Below are 19,595 nucleotides of genomic sequence, written 5' to 3'. Positions count from 1 at the left end.
CTTTGAGGTTCTAACTCAGGTCCGTTATCCGGATCGAGGACAGTGTATGGTGGGTAGTTTGACTGGGGCGGTCTCCTCCTAAAGAGTAACGGAGGAGTACGAAGGTGCGCTCAGACCGGTCGGAAATCGGTCGTAGAGTATAAAGGCAAAAGCGCGCTTGACTGCGAGACAGACACGTCGAGCAGGTACGAAAGTAGGTCTTAGTGATCCGGTGGTTCTGTATGGAAGGGCCATCGCTCAACGGATAAAAGGTACTCCGGGGATAACAGGCTGATACCGCCCAAGAGTTCATATCGACGGCGGTGTTTGGCACCTCGATGTCGGCTCATCACATCCTGGGGCTGAAGCCGGTCCCAAGGGTATGGCTGTTCGCCATTTAAAGTGGTACGCGAGCTGGGTTTAGAACGTCGTGAGACAGTTCGGTCCCTATCTGCCGTGGACGTTTGAGATTTGAGAGGGGCTGCTCCTAGTACGAGAGGACCGGAGTGGACGAACCTCTGGTGTTCCGGTTGTCACGCCAGTGGCATTGCCGGGTAGCTATGTTCGGGAAAGATAACCGCTGAAAGCATCTAAGCGGGAAACTTGCCTCAAGATGAGATCTCACTGGAACCTTGAGTTCCCTGAAGGGCCGTCGAAGACTACGACGTTGATAGGCAGGGTGTGTAAGCGCTGTGAGGCGTTGAGCTAACCTGTACTAATTGCCCGTGAGGCTTGACCATATAACACCCAAGCAATTTGCAGGCTTCCAGCTGAAGAGCGAAGGAGCACCAGATTGCGGTGTGTGAAGACGAAACGAACCGAAAGTTTGCGACTCACAAAACACCAAGCTGTCACATACCCATTTGCTGGAGCGTGATCTCGCAAGAGAGAACGAGCTGGCTACTGAATTTCTTGACGACCATAGAGCATTGGAACCACCTGATCCCATCCCGAACTCAGCAGTGAAACGATGCATCGCCGATGGTAGTGTGGGGTTTCCCCATGTGAGAGTAGGTCATCGTCAAGATTAAATTCCAAAACCCCTGATTGCTAACGCGATCAGGGGTTTTGTTTTTGTGGCGTGGCGTTCATCACCGGCATGCTGGCTACCTTACGAAGATGTAGACCTTTTCCTGACAATTTGACTAAGTTATTTTCGATCTGGAACACTAGAATAGGCACCGTCTTTTACAGAGCCTGAGCCCCTTTATGCCGGATCCGGTTGACTCTTCAAAGGTGTCGGAACTGCCCCTGGACACATTGGTGGCCTGTCACGAATGCGACCTGCTGATGCTCAAACCCCAGCTGGGCCTCGGTGAAAAAGCCCAATGCCCACGCTGCGGCTATGAGCTTTATGCCCATCGCCACAATGTCATCGAGCGCAGCCTGGCCCTGGTGATCGCAGCACTGCTGCTGTACATCCCTGCGAACTTTTTACCCATCATGCGACTCAATCTTCTGGGCCGATCCTCGGAAGATACGGTCTGGAGTGGTGTCCTGGGCCTGTATCATACCGGCATGTCCGGCATCGCCGTGGTGGTGTTCCTGTGCAGCATGGGTATTCCCCTGCTCAAGCTGCTCTGCCAGTTGGCCGTGCTGTTGAGCATCCGTTGGGATATCGGGCGTAGCTACGGCTTGTTGCTGTACCGCATTTACCACCATCTCCGCGATTGGGGCATGCTTGAGGTCTATCTCATGGGCGTGCTGGTGGCGATTGTCAAACTGGCCGACCTGGCGGAACTGAGCCTCGGCCTGGGGCTGGCCTGTTTTGTCGGTTTGCTGCTGGTCCAAGTGCTGCTGGAGGTGCTCATGTCGCCTCACCAGATCTGGCAGGCGTTATCGGGAGAAGACGAACATGCGGGCGATTGATGCAGGTATTCTGATCTGCACGGAATGCCACGAGTTGAACCGCGAGGACGCGGATAGCGACGAGCAGGTCTGTACCCGCTGCGGTGCCTTGGTGCATCCACGCCGCCCCAACAGCCTGATGCGTACCTGGGCGCTGCTGTTGACCTCGGCGATTCTCTACATCCCGGCCAACATGCTGCCGATCATGACCGTCAACTCCCTGGGCAAGGGTGATCCCAGTACCATCATGTCCGGCGTCATCGCCCTGGTGCAGCACGGTATGTTTCCGATCGCCGCGGTGGTCTTTGTCGCCAGTATCCTGGTACCAACGTTCAAACTGGTGGGCATCGCCCTGTTATTGTTCTCGGTACAGCGCCACCAACCGCTGTCAGCCCGGCAGCGGATCGTCATGTACCGGTTCATCGAGTTCATTGGCCGCTGGTCCATGTTGGATATCTTTGTGATCGCCATCTTGGTGGCGGTTGTGAACTTTGGAAGAATTGCCAGCATCGAGGCCAATCTCGGTGCGATAGCCTTTGCCAGTGTGGTGATCTTGACGATGCTTGCAGCAGTAACTTTCGATCCCCGACTCATCTGGGACAACACGGAGTCGGATGACGACCATGACTGATTTGCCAAAAGCCAAAGCCCGCCCGGCCTCGAACTGGTCGGCCATCTGGGTTCTGCCGTTGATTGCCCTGATCATCGGCGGTTGGTTGGGCTGGCGTGCCTACAGCCAGGCCGGCATCGAGATCCAGGTGCGCTTCGAAAGCGGCGAGGGCATTCAGGCCAACAAGACCGAGATCGTTTACAAAGGCATGCCCATTGGCAAGGTCAAGGCCCTGAACCTGGATGTCGAAGGCTCCAGCAAGGGGGTCGTTGCCACCATTGAAATGAACAAGGACGTCGAGCCGTCCCTGCGTACCAATACCCGCTTCTGGCTGGTCAAGCCGAGCGTGACCCTGGCGGGGATTACCGGCCTGGATACCCTGGTGTCCGGCAACTACATTGCGGTCAGTCCCGGTGATGGCGAACCTGCGCGCAAGTTCAAGGCGTTGACCCAGGAGCCGCCGCTGTCGGACCTCAAGCCCGGCCTGCACATCACCATCAAGGCGGACCGCCTGGGCTCGCTGAATCGTGGCAGCCCGGTATTCTACAAGCAGATCCAGGTCGGCCAGATCAAAAGCTATGCGCTGTCTTCGGACCAGAACATGGTCGAACTCAAGGTCTTTATCGAGCCGACCTACGCCAACCTGGTGCGCAAACACACGCGCTTCTGGAACGCCAGCGGCATCAGCATCGACGCCAACCTGTCCGGGGTGAAGGTGCGCAGCGAATCCCTGGCGAGTATCGTTGCCGGCGGTATCGCCTTCGCCACGCCGGAGAACCGCAAGGACAGTCCGCCCACCGATCCGAGCCTGCCGTTCCGTCTCTATGAGGATTTCGATGCGGCCCAGGCGGGGATCCGGGTCAAAGTGAAACTCAGCGATTTCGAAGGGTTGCAGGCCGGTCGTACGCCGGTGATGTACAAAGGGATCCAGGTCGGCAGTTTGAAAGCCCTGAAAATCGATCCCGACCTGTCCAGCGCCAATGCCGAGCTGACCCTCGATCCGTTGGCGGAGGACTACCTGGTGAGCGGTACCCAATTCTGGGTGGTCAAGCCGTCGATATCGCTGGCCGGTATCACTGGGCTAGAGGCTCTGGTCAAAGGTAACTACATTGCCGTTCGCCCCGGCGACAAAGGCGGTCACCCGCAACGCGAATTCGAGGCCCGGGCCAAGGCGCCGCCCCTGGACCTGCGCTCCCCGGGGCTGCACATGGTGCTGTTCACCGACAACCTCGGCTCGCTGGACGTCGGTAGCCCGGTGCTCTACCGCCAGGTGAAAGTCGGTTCGGTGCAAAGCTACCAGTTTTCCCGTACGCGCAAGCAGGTGGTGATCGGCGTCCATATCGAGAAGGAATATGAAAACCTGGTCAACGCCTCGAGCCGTTTCTGGAACGCCAGTGGGATCACCCTGAGCGGGGGCCTGACCGGGGGCATCCAGGTGAAAAGCGAATCGCTGCAAAGCCTGATGGCCGGTGGTATCGCCTTCGAGACCCCGCAGGACAAAGCCCCGCTGCAGAAACGTATTCCGCGTTTCCGTCTGTTCTCCAACCATGACGAGGCACAGCAGCAAGGCACCCTGATCACCATTCGGGTCGATCGCGCCGACGGCTTGCGCAGCGGCACGCCGATCCGTTTCAAGGGACTGGACGTGGGCAAGATTGAAAGTGTCGATCTGAGCGACGATTTGCAGTCGGTGCTGCTCTCGGCGCGGATTACCGAAGTGCCGGAGCGCATCGCACGGGTCGGTAGCCAGTTCTGGGTGGTGAAGCCGGAGTTGGGCCTGATCAAGACCGCGAACCTGGAGACCCTGGTCACCGGGCAGTACCTCGAGGTGCAGCCGGCGACGAAGAAGCTCGGGGCGCAGAAGGATTTTGTCGCGCTCAAGGCACCGCCGGATGCGGCGGCGCCCCAGGCCGGCTTGAGCCTGACCCTGAGCGCGGCGCGGCGCGGTTCGCTGAAGGAGGGCGTGCCGGTGACCTACCGCGAAGTGACGGTGGGCAAGGTGACCGGGTATGAGTTGGGGAGCACGGCGGACCGGGTACTGATCCACATTCTGATCGAGCCGCGTTATGCGCCGTTGGTGCGCAGCGGCAGCCGTTTCTGGAATACCAGTGGCTTTGGCGTCGACTTCGGTTTGTTCAAGGGCGCGACGGTGCGGACCGAGTCGCTGGAGACGCTGATTCAGGGTGGGATCGCTTTTGCCACGCCGGATGGCGAGCGCATGGGCGTGGCGGCGCGGCCATTGCAGACCTTTGCGCTGTTCGACAAGTTCGAGGATGAATGGCTGACCTGGGCGCCGAAGATCAGTCTCGGCAAATAACCGGGAGATTGCGGGTAGAGACCAGATCAGCAGCAGAGCTTGGGCGGTTATAGAGTTTGTATGGGGGTAGGGCTCCGCTCCCACAAGAGTGCAGGCGCGACAAACATGAGGGTTTATCCGTGGATTGAGTCGCGGAATGAAAAGGCCGCGATCAATGATCGCGGCCTTTTGTTTTCCAGCTTCCGGTATCAGACCTCGTCCAGTTCCGGTTCTGACGCTACATTCTGTACGTTCGCCCGCACCTGATCGTGCCGGCGAATGTACTTCCAGTCCGCTTCGTCGATATAGATCCCGTTCGGTCCGCTGCCGCCTTCCAGGTCGATGGCCACATGCGCCGACACCTGCGGTTTCACGCTCGCCAGGATCGGCACGAAGCCCAGTTGCAGGCTGGTTTCCAACAGCGCCGCCTGGTTGCGTTCGTCGATGTCCGCAGCCTCATCGAGGTAGTACGGCAGGCGCACGCGCCCGGCCTGGTCGCGGTCCATCAGGTGCAACAACAGGTACATGTTGGTCAGCGCCTTGATGGTCATGGTCGTGCCGTTGGACGCCGCGCCGTCGATATCGGTGTGGATCACCGGCTGGCCGTTGACCTTGGTGATCTCGAACGCCAGCTCGAACAGGTCCTTCAAGCCCAACTGGTTGTGGTTGGCCGCCACCAGCCGCGCCAGGTATTCCTTGGCTTCTTCGTTCTTGTTGTCCTGATCGGCGCTCTGGCTCAGGTCGAATACCGACAGCGTCTCGCCTTCCTCGTATTGCCCGGCACTGTGGATGATCTGGTCGATGTGCTTGAGCGCGTCCTTGTTCGGCGCCAGCACGATGCGGAAGCTTTGCAGGTTGGACACCTGGCGCTTGTTGATCTCGCGGTTGAACAGCGCCAACTGGTGTTCCAGGCTGTCGTAGTCGCTGCGGATATTGCGCAGGGTCCGGGCGATATCGGTCACCGCCGCGCGGCGCGCCTTGCCCAGGGTCAGGGCCTCGTCGGTGCGGTGGTCATAGGCATTGATCAGCAGTTGCAGGCGGCGCTCGACATCATCCTCGCTGTCGAACTTGGCCACGCCCTTGAGACGCACCTGGGCGTACAGCGCTTCGATCTGCCCGTCGACCCGCTGCAAGCCCTGCCAGCTGTCCTGGTAGTCGTTGAGCAACGGCAGCAGGTTGTCCATCGAGTCGTCCACCGGCTCCATGAACGGCGTGCCGAACGGCAGGTCGGCCGGCAGCAACTGGCGACGGCGCAGGGCGTCGTCGAGAGTGCGCTGCTTGGCTTCCATATCGCCGATCTGCCGACCGACCAGTTGCAACTTGGCCGACAACTGCTGGACGCGCTCGGTGAAGGCATCGCTGGAGCGCTTGAGTTCATCCTGCGCGGCTTCCAGTTGTGCCAGTTGTTCCAGTTTGTCGCCTTCCTCGGCGCTCAAGGTCTGGGCGCGGCGGAAGTCTTCCAGGGCTTTCTGCGCATCCAGCACCTGCTGGTACAGCGCTTCGGTCTGGGTCTTGCTCGCGGCGCGGTCGGCGGCAACGGCCTGCTGGGTCTTCAACTGCTTGAGTTCTTTGTCCAGACGCTCCTTCTGGTCGCGCAGCGCGGCGCGATCCGCCAGGGCCTGCAGCGCCGGCGGCTCGATGTGGGACAGGTCGATGGACAGGCCCGGCACTTCGAAGCGCTCGCCCTTGAAGCCATCGAGGATCAGCTCCATGGACTTGACCCACTCGCCTTCCTCATCCAGGGCAATCCCGTGTTCACCCAGCGGCAGGCTGAACAGGGCGCTGTTGAACAGGCGCATCAGGCGTTCGACATCCTGTTGCGAGAACTCTTCGCGCAGGCGTGCATAGCTGTTGTTGTCGGCGTGATCGAGTTGCTGTTTCACCGACTTCAGGCGTTTTTCCAGGTCACGCAGGCGCTCTTCCAGGTCCTCGGCGCTGAACTGCCGAGATTGTGCCAGGGCGCCAGCCAGTTCGTCGTGGGCATCCTTGGCCGCCAGCAGCTGCTGTTCCAGGACCTTCACGTCGTCGACCAGGGCGAAGCGATGCTTGAGCACCGACAGTTCGCCAAGCCAGCGTTGCAGATCGCTGATTTCCCGCTCCAGGCGCATCAGCTCCTGAGTGCTGCTGCGCTGGTCGTTCTGCAGGGCGTCCTGTTCATTGCGGTAATGCTCGGACTGGATCAGCAGTTCTTCCTTGCGCGCACCGGCGTAGTCCGACCAGGTGCCGAGCAACGAGTCCAGCAATGGCGAGATCCGGTGCAGCTTGCCGCGCAGCACATCGCGCTGGCGCACCCCCGCAGCCAGTGCCTCGACCAGGGGACCGGCGGCGACCATGGCGTTGTAGTCCTGCTCCATGCGCCGCACATCGCGGAAGGCTTCCTCGCAGGCGGCGATATAGTCGACACTGCCGGAACGCAGGCTGTGCTCGAAGGCATCGAGGAACAGCTGCTTGAGCTTGGCGGCGGTGATCTCGCGCATGTGCAGCAGGTTGATGAACAGCGCGCGGAAGGTCTTCAGGCTCTGTTCGCTGGTGGAGCGCAGCGGGATCAGCGTCAGGTCCAGCGGAATCGAGGTATGACCGCCGACCAGCAGCCGGCGCAGTTCATCGGGCTTGAGCTCGTAGGCTTTCAGACCGTTGCGCTCGAGATTGTTGAACAACTCCTTCTGGCGCAGGCAGGTGTCGTCTTTCTGATAGTGCGCCAGGTCCAGGCGTCCGGCATAGGCGAAGAACTGGTGGCCGAAACCACCGCCCGGGCCGCGTCCGACCACGCCGATTACGTGTGGGCCGTGGGGCAGCGCGACTTCGACGAGGATGTAGCTGGTGTCGGTGGCGAAATAGAACCGGCGTGACTGTTCCAGGCTGTACTTGCCGAAGCTCATGTCCGACATGCGCGCCAGGATCGGGAACTGCAAGGCGTTGATCGAGGCCGATTTACCCAGGTTGTTCGCGCCGTACACCGACAACGGATGTTCCAGGGGAAACAGGCCGAGGCTGTAGCCGGCCGTGTTCAGCAGGGCGAAGCGGCGAATACCGTAGCGTTCCTGGCTCATGCGTCCATCTCCTGTTGCTCGGCGGCAATGGCTCGGGCCAGCGCCTCTTCTTCACTTTCTTCGCCGGGTTCGACGAATTCGCTGAGGTCCAGCGGGTCATCGGTTTCCAGCAGTTTTTCGTCGCTGTCGTCGTCCACCAGCACCGGCGTCGGCAAGGGCAGCACGCTGTGCAGGCTGGCGGCCATGTCGCGGTCCTGCTGGACCGACAGGCAAACGTCGAGGAAACGGTGCATCGGCGGCAGGAAGCGGAACAGACCGGGCTCCTCGAGGGCGAAGCCAAGCTGGGTCATGCGGCGCATGATCTTCTCTTCCAGCTCTTCCTGGGTGGTGACTTCGGCCTGGACGAACAGGTCGCGGTATTTCTCCAGCAGCGACGGCAGTTCGTCACGCCCGAGGCTACCGCCGTCGAGCACGGCAACCGGGTCGCGGCCCTGGTCGGCCAGGTGCTCCACCAGGATGAAGGTGAACAGCGCCAGGCGCTGGGCGGTCTTGTTGACCTGGGCGGCGGCGTTGTCCGGGACGAAGTAGTAGAAACCGCGAGTGTCGCAGACCAGTTCGAAGCCCAGGGCCTTGAACAGGCTGCGGTACTGATCCTGGCAGTTGGACAATTGGGCGTACAGTTCCGGGTCACGGCGGCTGACGTGGTAACCCTTGAACAGCTCGCGAAAGATCGGCGCCAGCTGGGACAGTTCGGAAAGATCAAGATGCATGGGGAGTGCTCGCGGAATTTTCGCCGGCTTCTTCAGTACGCGACAGCAGGGCGAAGGAGCGCAGGCTGACCTGATGCTCCTGTGTGTGGTAGTCGCGGCGTTCGAGACGCTCGCGCTGGAAACGTTTTTCCCGCGACAGGCGCGAGAACCAGTACAGCAATTCGTCGGTGGCGCCGTCCGGCTCCTGCTCCAGCAGCCAGCTCATCAGGTCCGGCATCGGCAGGGCGTCGCTGCAGCGTTCGAGCATTTCCTTGACCGTGCGCGGGGCCCGTGGCGACTCGCCGCCCTTGCCGGACTTGTGCGCCTTGGGGAACCGCGACGGCTTGGCTTCGAAGCGGGCCAGGGCATAGACATAGGCCTCGACCTGACCGGAGCTGCCGAGAAAGGTGCTTTGCGGGCGACTGAACATCGGCATCGCCGCTTGCGGCACGGCGTCCAGGCCCTTGCGGCGGATCACCGACAGGGCCAGGGCGGCACCACGGGTCACGGCGTTGTGCCGGCGTGCTTCTTCACGCAGCGGCAGCAGCAGTTCGCGGGCATGGCGCAGGGTCAACTGGGCGCTGGTCTGCATCTCGAGGATTCGCGCGTGGGTGCGCAACAACATGTCGTCGTCCACCAGGTGGCCGAGGCGCTGCTGTTCGCTGAGCATGCGCAACAGTACGTTCTCGACCTTGCGCACGCCCTGTTCGAAGGCGCCGTCGGCGTTCACCAGCTGGATCATCGGCTCGACGTATTCGTCCCAGGTCGCCAGGACCTCGGCGTAACGCTGGCGCAGCGGGATCTGTCGGTCGCTGGTCTTGGCCCGCTCGGCGACGGCCACCAGGGCCTGTTCGTCGTTGTCGAGCTTTTTCAGGACGTCGCGCACGCGCATGTCGAGCAGGCGCAGTTGGCGGGCCAGGTCGTTGCCGTCGCGGATATCGAAGGCGTCCTGGATATACCCGGCCAGGCGCTCAAGGTGGCGCAGGTAGGCTTCGATCTCCAGGCACAGGCCCAGGCGGTGTTCGCGGCGCAGATAGGCGAGGAAGTCGTGGATCTGGGCATTGAGCTCGAAACGGTTCGGACTTTTCGCCACGGGAACCAGGATATCGAGGCGAATCCACACGTCCAGCAGGTTGGTGATGTCCTGGGGCGTGCTGTCCAGCTGCTGGGCAGCCAGTTGCTGGCGCAGTTCACCGAGGCTCAGGGTGCCTTGGTCGAAGTGTTCGCACAGAGGCTCCAGAAGGGCCCAGTGCTCGGCGAGGGCGCGCAAGACGCGCTTGGGTTCGATCATGGGAGAGGCCGGCTGGTTGGCAAATTAAAAGGAGCGATTGTACTGCATCGGGGACCGGATTGACCCGCAGGTGATCGCCGGCTTGGGCGTTGTTGCGATCAACTGCGGGCGATCTTCGCCGAAGGGCGGTAGAATCCCTGCTTTCAACTTATCCACAGATGGCCGCCCCTTGCTTATCGAGTCCCGCCGCCGCGCTTATCTGACCGCCATGCAGGTGGTCCACTGGCTGCCCCGCACCGAACTGCCGTTCGCCGCGCCGTCGCGACCGGAATTGTTTGTCGCGCCGGAGCCGTTGGTCGAGGTCCCGGCCCCCGCGGTCGAGGCACGCCCAGCCGCGGAGCCGCTGGCCAGGCCCGCCGAGCGGGCGAAGATCGAAGTGCCACGGCCCTCGCCGATCCAGCGCGCCGAAAGCAAGCCGGTGGTTGTCGCTGAAGAGGCGCCGGCCCCGGTCAAGCCGGTTCAGCTGCCACCGCCGCGCTTCGCGTTGCAATTGTTGCGCGCGGGGCGTTGCCTGGTGCTGGTGGAGTTACCCACGGGCGAAGCGTTCCAGAGCCGCGATCCGGCCTACCTGCTGCTCAAGGACATGCTGCGTGCCGCCGGGTTGCCGGACAGCCCGCAGATCGTCGGCGAGCCGGTACGTTGGCCGCTGCTGGTACGTGGCAAGCTCGACCAGGGCCCGGAGGCGGCCCGGGACTTTGTCCAGGGCTTCGTCCAGGCCCGTCGGGAAGAGGGCGAGTGCGCCTGCCTGTGGTTGATCGGCTTGCCGGCGGTGCGTTTTGCCGGTGAGGCCGACGCTGAAGCGTATAACCGTGAACTCCAGGTCGAAGGCCTGGGCTCGGCCTGGGCGCTGCCTGGCCTGGAATTATTGATGGATGAGCCACAGCGCAAGGCTGATGTCTGGCAAGCCATGCGCCGGCTGATGGCGCGCTGGAAGAGTAACGATGAGTGATGCGGTAAGTTTTCGCCCGATGACCGAGGCGGACCTGGATGCGGTACTGAAGATCGAATACGCGGCGTTCAGCCACCCCTGGACCCGCGGAATTTTCCTCGATGGCCTGGGCAAGTACCAGATCTGGCTGATGTTCGAAGGCAGCCAGCAGGTCGGACATGGCGTGGTGCAGATCATTCTCGATGAAGCGCACCTGCTCAATATCACGGTCAAGCCGGAGAGCCAGGGTCGTGGCCTGGGCCTGCGTCTGCTCGAGCATCTGATGTCGCGGGCCTATGCGGCCAAGGCCCGGGAGTGTTTCCTGGAGGTGCGCGACAGCAATCAGGCGGCCTTTCGCCTGTATGAGCGCTATGGTTTCAATGAAGTCGGACGCCGGCGCGACTACTACCCGGCCGTGGGTGGGCGCGAGGACGCGGTGGTGATGGCGTGTACGCTGGTTGACTGAAGACTTTCCCACGTGACCCCAGCCCGGGGTCGTGTGTCAAAGTTTCGGACTATCTTGAGGCAGCAGAACATGAACGAACTACAGGATCTGATCGATAACAACGAGCGCTGGGCCGCTGCGATCAAGGAAGAAGACCCGGAGTTCTTCGCCAAGCTCGCCCGCCAGCAGACCCCGGAGTACCTCTGGATCGGTTGTTCCGACGCTCGGGTACCGGCCAACGAGATCGTTGGCATGCTGCCGGGCGATCTGTTCGTGCACCGCAACGTCGCCAACGTGGTGCTGCACACCGATCTCAATTGCCTGTCGGTGATCCAGTACGCGGTGGATGTGCTCAAGGTCAAGCATATCCTGGTCACCGGCCACTACGGTTGTGGCGGGGTGCGGGCGTCGATGCAGGATCGCCAGTTGGGCCTGATCGATGGCTGGCTGCGCTCGATTCGCGACCTTTACTACGAACACCGCGAAATGCTCGCGCAACTGCCCACTGAAGAAGAGCGGGTCGATCGCTTGTGCGAGTTGAACGTGATCCAGCAGGTGGCCAACGTCGGCCATACCACCATTGTGCAAAACGCCTGGCATCGTGGGCAGAGCCTGTCGATCCATGGCTGCATCTATGGGATCAAGGATGGGCGTTGGAAGAGTCTGAACGCCACCATCAGCGGGATCGAGCAGTTGCCGCCGCAGTACCGGTTGCGGCCGGTGGAAGCGCCCTGAAGTCCTGCTGACAGCGCAAGCCTTGTCGGAACGCCGATTGCTTAAGAGGTGCATCGCTTGAACTGACGCTTTCGCGGGCGAGCCCTGCCCCTACAGTTTTTGTGTCGTATACAAAGTTAGTGAACGACGATGGACTGTAGGAGCAGGGCTTGTCGGATCGCCGCACCGCCGCGAATAGGCCCTTGAGCCTTACGCGGTCAGATAGCCGGCAGCGCCGTCATGGGCGCGGGCACCGGTTGTTTCAACTGATCGAGTTGCGTCTTGATCTCCGTGGTCGTGCATTTCTTCTCGGCATCGGCTTCAGACAGGTTGCGCACCGACTCATAGAACAACACGCAGGTTTTCGCTTTGTTGGTCACCTGCCAGTTGTCGGTACAGCTTTTCAGCAGCGCCGCCGGGTCGCCGTCCGGTTTCTGGCCCATGCCAGCTTGCCAGCAGGCGGCACTCAGGTCCTGCCCCATCACCTTCAAGCCCGCCGCATCGGCCTTCGCCTGGTCGCCGCCATAGCTGGCCGGGTCTGCCGCGTACCAGATATAACTTGGATGGTTGGAACCCAGCACCGGTACTATCGTCCCCGCCGTCGGGCGGATGAGGCCCAGCTGTAGCACGCCGACCGTCGCGCCATACTGCTGCTTGATCCAGTTACGCACCGGCGCGCCGAAGGCCACCATCGGCAATGACGTGCCCTTGGCCGTGATACTGACTTCCTTGATCATGGTGGTCTGGTAGTCGCTGAAGTAGCTATAGACCCCCTCCAGGGTACTGCCCGCGCTGGCCGGCGCGGCAATCGGGGCAATGTCGATGATGGTCTGGTAGCCCGGTGTCTGGTCCTTGGGAATACCATTGTCGGTCAGCAGCTCGGCCCAGCGATCGGTGGTCTTGGACTCCAGGTAATCCTGGGCCTGGGTCAGCGAATAATCCGGCGGGAAGTGCAGCAGCTCGACGCTCTTGCGATTGTCCAGGGCCAGGCCCAGCGGCAGGAACAGGTACCAGCTGAAATCCCACTTGCCATCGGCATTGAGTTTGGAGGCGCCCTTGTAGGCCAGTTCGCCGGCGTTGAGCAATTGTGCCAGTGGTTTGTCATACCCGTTCGGCACACCGCTGAATTTGGCATAGAGTTGGCCGGCCTCGGCTTTCACCGTCACCTTGGCGTGGCTATAGCCGTCGCGCTGCACGCTCTGGTTCAGATAGTGTTCGGCGGTCTGTTCCAGGGTCCAGTTGCGATAGCAGATGACACTGCAGTTGTTGGGGTAGGCGAAGAGCTGGGTGACACGTTCCCGACTGCCCAGCTTCATTTCGACATCGGCGTGGGCGAGGGTGCTCAGGGTGAGTGCGGCTAAGGTACTCGTCAAGACGGCGATTTTTGACATGCTCAGATCCTTTCAGCGTTGGCCCTCGGGTGAGGAAGGAGACTGCTCATACTGCAGCAGGCGGTATTTTCCCGTTATGGGGAATCTGTGATTTTTCTTGTACTTGATATCCCTGACCCCGCGTAGGCATCCCCCGGACTTTATCGCCTGCTGCCTGTGGTCAGCGGATAGCCGGGGACCACCAGCAGGCACGTGACGGTGATGCACAACATTAGCAGGAAGAATCCCAACTGCAGGGGGCTCCACTGAGTGATGTGCAGGATGGCCTGCCCGGGGTGTCGCCAGATCGAGTCGGGGCGTTCGCAACGCGGGCGTTTGTTGTCGAACAGGCCGATGGCGCCGATGCCGATGAATGTCGCCATGCCCAGGCCACCCGACCAGGCCAGGAACAGCAGCGCAATCAACGCCTGTGGCACACCATGGCGAATGACCAGCCAATGTCGGGTCGGGTTGATGCGTTTGGGCAACAGATGCTGGCTCAGCCACAAATCGATCGTCATCAGATGCCAGCACATGGGTTGCCAAAAACGCATCGCGTAGACGCCGATAATCACCGGGATCAGGCCGGTCAGCAGTGACGTCATCAGATTCGTCCATAGCGTGCCCTTGGCTTGCCAGGTTTGCCATGAGGGCAGCGTCGACAGCGTCACCGCCAGCGAGCAGCCGGCCCATAACCATCGCCAGCTGGAGGGGGGGACGGAGCGCGGCAGGAACTGGCGCCAGAAAAAGACGTCACGATCTGGCAGGCGTTCGATGAGTTCCGGATACCTGTGGGCAAGTTGATCGGAAAGATCCTGGCAGGCCTGCCAATGATTCTGGGTAAAGTTCTTGAATTCACGGCCCTGTTGCCAGAGAGACAGGGGGGTCAGCAGCAGGAACGCGGCTTTCTGCGCAGGTCCCCCATAGAAATGGTTCAAGGCCCGGGTTTGCAGTTCCTCATAGAAGGCTTCGCGTTCGCAGCGCCTGTTCAGTGATTGCCAGACCCAGAGTGGCTCGGGGGTCACCCCGGTCTTGTCGTCCCAGCCGAATGCCTGACAAACCCGCTCAAACAGTGGCAGGCTCCATCGGGTTTCGTTCAGCAACTGCAACACGATCCGTTGCCATTCCTGGCTGCGGTCGAAGATCTTCATCCAGGGCTGTTGCAGGTAGCCTTTCAACTGCTGGAGGAACGGGCGTTCCTGCCCGGCTTCGAGCAGATCCTGCAGGCTCTGTCGATACTCCTGCAGCAAACCGGTGGACAAGGCTTCAGTTTGCCAGGGGGTCATCCCCACGGTTTGCCAGGGCGTCAACCATTCCAGATGTTGAACGGCCCAGGCGGCGATCGGGCTGCGCAATCCCGGTTGCTCGAAGCACAACCGCAGCAATGCCTGTTGGAACGCGTCGGCGCATTGTTGTTGCCGGGCTTGCTGCCAACGCTCGGGCAGGTTTTGTTCGGTGAGATCGGCCAGTAGGGCCGGAACCGGATCATCGCGGACCGGGGCCGCCGCTCCCGTGCCCGCTGGCTGGATCTCTGCGGGCCAGGAGCACTCGTACTGCCGCGGGTGTTCCAGCGTCTCGGCGGCCGAGCTGCTCAGAGGCGGGTGTTGCGCTTCTGCCGTGGCGGATTCGTCCCGCCAGCGGGCGATCTGCAGTGCATTTTCGTAAGCCGCGCGCAGGCGTTGAAAGCCTTCGGCATCTTCATCCGGGCGATTGTTTTTCAGCAGTCGCGCATAGCTGCGCTTGATGCTGCGCTCATCGGCGTCTTCCGGCAGTTGCAACAGTGTCCAGCAATTCATCCCGCGACTCCTGTCAGTGCCAGATACCATTGTCCAGTTTATTCAGCTGTTCGAGCAGCTCCTGGCGAGCCTCGCGAATGCGTCGTTCGTCCTGGCTGTCCAGCACCTGCTGGAATTGTCCGGCCCATCGACCGATCTGCTCGCGCAATTCGCCCAGGCTCTCCTGGTAGAGACGTTCCAGACGCGCGGTCAGGACCGTGTTCACCTGTTGGTCGCGTGGGTGCACTTTGAGCAAGGCCAAGGCCTGCAAGCGTTGCTCGATCTCTTCCGGCAAGAGCACGCCGGGGTTGTTCTCGATGATCAGCGAATGCTGTTCGCCGGTCAGCGGAATATTGACCTGGGCCTCGAGCAAACCGTTGTTGTCGTAGGTGAAGCGCACATCCAGCGCGACCTCGCCGGCTTTGCGCTTGGGCACTGCCATCTCCAGTTGGCCCAGAAAGACGTTGTCGTGTACCAGGCGGCTTTCTCCCTGATAGATTTTCAGCAGGACCACGGCCTGGTTGTCTTGCAGGGTATACACGCGCTTGACCCGGCTGACCGGTACGATGCTGTTGCGCTCGATGATGGGCAGGTAATGCCCGCTGTCGATCTGCTGGCCGAACTGATGGGAGGTTTCGATCCCGAGTGTGTAGGAACAGACGTCGGTCAGTACCACTTCTTCCAGTGCGGCGGCGCGCGCCTTCAGGGCGGCCTGAACCGCGGCGCCGTGGGCCACGACTTCGTCCGGATTGAGGCTGATGGACGGGAAGCGACCGAAGAGGCCGGTGGCGAGCTTGCGCACCAGCGGCATGCGCGTGGTGCCGCCCACCAGGAGGATTTCGTCCAGGTCGTTGACTCGGATCCGGGCATCGCGCAATGCCCGTTCAATAGGGCCGCGCAGGCGTTCCAGCAGCGGTGCGTAGAGTTCGGCCAACTGTTGTTGGGTAATGTTCCGGCTCCATTGCCGGCCGTCGACACGCAGGCTGAACTCGGCGCTGGGATCCTGGCCCAGCGCCTTGCGTACACGCTCGGCTTCGCGACGCAGTACCTGGCTGACGCTTGCGGGGTCTGGGAAGTCGGCCGCGCCGCGTTGACTGTCGATAAAGTATTCGAGCAATACGCTATCGAAATCCTCGCCGCCGAGGAAGTTGTCGCCGGCGCTGGCGCGGACCTCCATGACCCCGTCGAAGAGTTCAAGGATCGACACGTCAAACGTGCCGCCGCCGAGGTCGAAGACCAGGAACGAGGTCTCTTTGCCCCGTTGGTGCAGGCCATAGGCGAGGGCGGCGGCGGTGGGTTCGTTGATCAGTTTTTCGACTTTCAGTCCCGCCAGCTCGCCGGCGATACGGGTGGCCTTGCGCTGGGCATCGCTGAAGTAGGCCGGGACGCTGATTACCGCTTCGTGCACGGTTTTGCCGTAGGCCCGTTCAACGTCTTCCTTGAGGCTCTTGAGCACCAGCGCGGATAGTTCCTCCGGGCGGAAAAGACGCTCACCCAGGCGCACTTCCTGGGCGCTGCCCATATGGCGCTTGAACAGTGATGTTGTGGTTTGGGAGTGGGTATGCAGGCGCTCTTTCGCCGCCTGCCCGACCAGTACCCGACCTTCATCGTCCAGGCCGACCACGCTGGGTGTGAGAAATTGGCCGAGGGCATTGGGTACCAACTCACTGGCATCTCCACGCCAGACGGCAACGAGGCTGTTGGTGGTCCCCAGGTCAATCCCTACGATCATTACGACGAACTCCCTTTTCGCTCGGTAAAATTCTGAAACAGAATACTATCGGGCAAGGATATTACCGGAGTGCGGAGGGGGTAAAGCAGATAGTGGCGCTAGGCTATTATTTGCGCGCTGTCGGGCATGAAAGAACCTGCGGGAGCTTGGCTCCCACAGGGGCGAGAGGAGCATGGGCCCATGGGCCCGCCATTGACTCCTCTGAGTGCAGCTCTCAGGCCGTAAAGCGCAGGGTGTTGGTCAGATCACCCATCGGCTTCTGGCCCCGGGCGACCATCGCATCATCCCGTTGCTTGAGGCCATCGAGTTTCTCCAACTGGAACACTCGGGTGATCAAGCGCAGGATCGAGGCGGTGTCGTACACCGTGTGATCCACCATGCCCTTGCGGGCGAAGGGCGAGACCACCAGGGCTGGAACCCGTGTGCCCGGCCCCCAGCGATCGCCTTGCGGTGGCGCCACATGGTCCCACCAGCCACCGTTTTCATCGACGGTGACCACGACCACCATGTTTTTCCACTGCGGGCTTTCGCGCAGTACTTTCAGGATCCGGTCGATATGTCGGTCGCCGGATGCCACATCGGCGTAACCGGCGTGCATGTTCAGGTTGCCCTGGGGTTTGTAGAAAGTCACCGCTGGCAGCTTGCCGGCCTGGGCGTCGGCGACGAACTTGTTGCTGCTCGCCTCGTCGCCCAGCCCGCCATCGCGCAGGCGCTTGGCGCGCTCGAGCGGATTTTCCGGCCCCAACTGCTTGAAGTAGTTGAACGGCTGATGGTGGTACTGGAAGTTCGGGATCTTCGGAATGCCGCCCGAGTCCTTGAACTGATCCAGGGTGGCTTGCCAGGCGCCAGCGTACCAGGCCCAGTCGATGTTCTTCTTCGACAGCTTGTCGCCGATGTGTTCGTGGACCTGGGGGACCAGCACATTGGGCAGGCCCGGTTTGGAATAGTCCGGGTGCTCGCTGTCGCGGATCCAGGTCGGCCAGTAGGGTGGGGCCATGGTGTTGACCGCGTAACCATCCGGGGTCAGGGCGCTGGGGCCGAATTGCGGCGGACCGCTCATGGCGCTGGCCGGGGATTTCTCCAGCGGCTTGAGGCGCGTGTCGAGCGGGTTGTCGCTTTGCAGGGTGGCGATTTGCGGCTTGGCCACCGAGTTGGCGGCGTCCGGGTAGAAGGGGACTGCCGCGCTAACCAGGTATTGGTGGTTGAGGAACGAACCGCCGAAGGTACCCTGGAAGAAGTTGTCGCAGAGCACGAACTCCTTCGCCACGTCCCACAGGCGCAACGAGTAACGGTTCTGGGCGTAGTGGCCCATGGTCAGGCCGCCGGAGTCGGCCCAGGCGACGAACTGGTCGTTCTTGCCGCCGTTGATCTGCATCTGATTCTGGTAGAACACGTGCCACAGGTCGCGAGTGACCAGACCCAGGGGCAGGTCTTCACCATTCGGGCCCTTGAGGGCATAAGGGGCGTTGGGCAGGTTCTGCTGGAACTGGGTTTCGGCCGGATAGGTGACGCCGTCGACGCTTTGCGGGCCGATCTGCAGGACACCGCCCCAGGCTGGCGGCAGGGTCGGCAGCAGGCTGCCATCGCGGTCACGTTGCTGGTAGTCCGTGGGCGCGAGGGCCGACAAGGGTTTCTCGAGCCCCGGGAAGTCGGCGAACAGGTTGTTGAAACTGCGGTTCTCGGCGTAGATCACCACCACGGTTTTCACCTGGTCGCGCAGCGCCTTGTCCAACTCGGCGCCCGACAGCTCGCGTGCGTCCGGCTTGCCGGGTTCGCTCGGGGAACCGCAGGCGGTCAGCGTCGCGCCGACGCCCAACACCGCCACGCCACCGAGGAAGCGGCGGCGACTGGTGTCGCTGGGATGATCGGTTTCCGGCGCTTGCGACTGGTCGAGGTCTTTCTCGTCACTCATCCTGGGTTCCTGCTGGCTGGGTTTGACGTATCAAAATATTTCGCATCGCAACTTAGCAATGCAATATGACGGTACAGCGACAGATCCGTTCTGCCGCCGGCAGTATGCCGATTGTCGAGGGGAGGGGGCAGCTATTGCGTTGCAGAATTTTGCAGATGGCGGTCCGGGACGCGGGCTTTCCAGGCTGACCTCACAAGGCCCCACATTGAATCGCCGCCACCATCGCCGCGACCTTGTTGGTGGTCCCGGTCTTGCTGATTGCGTTGGCGATATGGAAGTTCACGGTACGCACGTTGAGCTCAAGCAGGCGGGCGATTTCCGGTGCCGTTTTACCTTCACCCGACCACTTCAATACCTCGACTTCCCGAGGCGATAGCAGGGGCGAGGGTGTTTCGGGCAAATCGCGGGTGGCCGCCGAATGCAGGACATTGCACAGCCACAGGATATATCCGGTTTTGTGGTAGATCTCATGGGGAAGGATTTCTCCCTCGGGACGGGCGACGCACAGAATGCTCAGGTGACCTTGAACATGCTGTACCGCCTGGGACCAGCCATAGCGCATGCCAAACGATTGTTTTTTTGCCCAGAACGCAGGGGCCCTGACAAAAGTCTCCGACGACCAGAACAGCGGCAGGTGCGAATGCCGGACCCGGGTCAGTACCGGGTCGATCTCGTGGAGATTGTGCTCCTGATAGTCTCGGTTCCACTCCTCGGGATAATTGTTCTTTATCCAGGGCTCGGCCCCTTGGTTCAGTCTGATATAGCGGTAATAGGGATAGCCTAGTTGCCTGACCAGGTCGGGCACGAGTTCGAACAGTTTCTGCTCGCCTTGCGCTGAACCCAGAAGCCGCAGTTGCTCTGCTTTCCAATGGTTCATGATTCATCCACCTTGAAGCTCGACGGGTGGGGTTGGGCACGCTCTGAAAAAGAGCGATGGCACGATCGTGCCTGTTTGT

Annotated in this window: 14 protein-coding genes and 2 rRNA genes (1 of these 16 running past the window's edge); 8 read left to right on the top strand and 8 right to left on the bottom strand. The window is 61.4% G+C overall.

From position 1 onward, the window contains the following. The 5 genes from PFEN_RS04360 to PFEN_RS04340 all read left to right on the top strand — a co-directional run. Nucleotides 1-719: ribosomal RNA gene (locus PFEN_RS04360) — 23S ribosomal RNA — on the top strand (it extends 2,173 nt beyond the left edge of the window). A 171-nt stretch (nt 720-890) separates the two neighbouring features. Then, nucleotides 891-1,006, top strand: a 5S ribosomal RNA gene (rrf, locus tag PFEN_RS04355). 182 nt (nt 1,007-1,188) lie between these two features. Beyond that, nucleotides 1,189-1,848, top strand: a complete 660-nt coding sequence (locus PFEN_RS04350) for a paraquat-inducible protein A (protein ID WP_191485792.1) — start codon at nt 1,189-1,191, stop codon at nt 1,846-1,848. Then, on the top strand, nt 1,835-2,458 hold the full coding sequence (locus tag PFEN_RS04345) for a paraquat-inducible protein A (protein WP_191485791.1): 624 nt from the start codon (nt 1,835-1,837) through the stop codon (nt 2,456-2,458). The genes PFEN_RS04350 and PFEN_RS04345 overlap by 14 nt, the downstream gene beginning before the upstream one ends. After that, the gene (locus tag PFEN_RS04340; RefSeq protein ID WP_191485790.1) at nt 2,451-4,754 is read left to right on the top strand and encodes a PqiB family protein; all 2,304 of its coding nucleotides are present in this window, start codon (nt 2,451-2,453) and stop codon (nt 4,752-4,754) included. Before PFEN_RS04345 ends, PFEN_RS04340 begins: the two co-directional genes overlap by 8 nt. A 188-nt stretch (nt 4,755-4,942) precedes the next feature. On the opposite strand, the gene mksF is transcribed toward PFEN_RS04340, so the two are convergent. From mksF to mksB, 3 genes are read right to left on the bottom strand one after another with little or no spacing between them, the layout of a single operon-like run. After that, the gene (gene mksF / locus PFEN_RS04335; RefSeq protein WP_191485789.1) at nt 4,943-7,783 is read right to left on the bottom strand and encodes an Mks condensin complex protein MksF; all 2,841 of its coding nucleotides are present in this window, start codon (nt 7,781-7,783) and stop codon (nt 4,943-4,945) included. Beyond that, on the bottom strand, nt 7,780-8,493 hold the full coding sequence (mksE, locus tag PFEN_RS04330; protein ID WP_191485788.1) for an Mks condensin complex protein MksE: 714 nt from the start codon (nt 8,491-8,493) through the stop codon (nt 7,780-7,782). Before mksE ends, mksF begins: the two co-directional genes overlap by 4 nt. Further along, complete coding sequence (gene mksB, locus PFEN_RS04325) at nt 8,483-9,763, bottom strand: Mks condensin complex protein MksB (protein ID WP_191485787.1); 1,281 nt, start codon at nt 9,761-9,763, stop codon at nt 8,483-8,485. The genes mksE and mksB overlap by 11 nt, the downstream gene beginning before the upstream one ends. 169 nt (nt 9,764-9,932) lie before the next feature. Here mksB and PFEN_RS04320 point away from each other — a divergent pair, with 169 nt between their 5' ends. The 3 genes from PFEN_RS04320 to can all read left to right on the top strand — a co-directional run bounded on the left by PFEN_RS04320 (nt 9,933) and on the right by can (nt 11,871). After that, on the top strand, nt 9,933-10,712 hold the full coding sequence (locus tag PFEN_RS04320; protein WP_191485786.1) for an energy transducer TonB: 780 nt from the start codon (nt 9,933-9,935) through the stop codon (nt 10,710-10,712). Next, complete coding sequence (gene rimI, locus PFEN_RS04315; RefSeq protein ID WP_191485785.1) at nt 10,705-11,157, top strand: ribosomal protein S18-alanine N-acetyltransferase; 453 nt, start codon at nt 10,705-10,707, stop codon at nt 11,155-11,157. Before PFEN_RS04320 ends, rimI begins: the two co-directional genes overlap by 8 nt. A 69-nt stretch (nt 11,158-11,226) precedes the next feature. Next, a complete protein-coding gene (gene can / locus PFEN_RS04310) occupies nt 11,227-11,871 on the top strand; it encodes a carbonate dehydratase (protein WP_191485784.1) in 645 nt (214 codons plus the stop codon). Between the two features lie 197 nt (nt 11,872-12,068). Here the strand turns inward: can and PFEN_RS04305 are convergent, their stop codons facing one another. The 5 genes from PFEN_RS04305 to PFEN_RS04285 all read right to left on the bottom strand — a co-directional run bounded on the left by PFEN_RS04305 (nt 12,069) and on the right by PFEN_RS04285 (nt 19,516). Continuing rightward, complete coding sequence (locus PFEN_RS04305; RefSeq protein WP_191485783.1) at nt 12,069-13,241, bottom strand: hypothetical protein; 1,173 nt, start codon at nt 13,239-13,241, stop codon at nt 12,069-12,071. A 140-nt stretch (nt 13,242-13,381) separates the two neighbouring features. Beyond that, on the bottom strand, nt 13,382-15,016 hold the full coding sequence (locus PFEN_RS04300) for a J domain-containing protein (RefSeq protein WP_191485782.1): 1,635 nt from the start codon (nt 15,014-15,016) through the stop codon (nt 13,382-13,384). A gap of 13 nt (nt 15,017-15,029) precedes the next feature. Beyond that, nucleotides 15,030-16,727 carry a molecular chaperone HscC gene (locus tag PFEN_RS04295; protein ID WP_191485781.1) on the bottom strand — a complete coding sequence of 566 codons (1,698 nt, stop codon included), beginning with the start codon at nt 16,725-16,727 and terminating at the stop codon, nt 15,030-15,032. 214 nt (nt 16,728-16,941) lie between these two features. After that, nucleotides 16,942-18,639, bottom strand: a complete 1,698-nt coding sequence (locus PFEN_RS04290) for an acid phosphatase (protein ID WP_191485780.1) — start codon at nt 18,637-18,639, stop codon at nt 16,942-16,944. A 190-nt stretch (nt 18,640-18,829) separates the two neighbouring features. Continuing rightward, a complete protein-coding gene (locus tag PFEN_RS04285; protein ID WP_191485779.1) occupies nt 18,830-19,516 on the bottom strand; it encodes an autoinducer binding domain-containing protein in 687 nt (228 codons plus the stop codon). Nucleotides 19,517-19,595: the final 79 nt, after the last annotated feature.

This window comes from Pseudomonas sp. FEN (genome assembly GCF_904067045.1).
GTDB lineage: Bacteria > Pseudomonadota > Gammaproteobacteria > Pseudomonadales > Pseudomonadaceae > Aquipseudomonas.
This window is presented reverse-complemented; position numbering and strand designations above follow the sequence as displayed.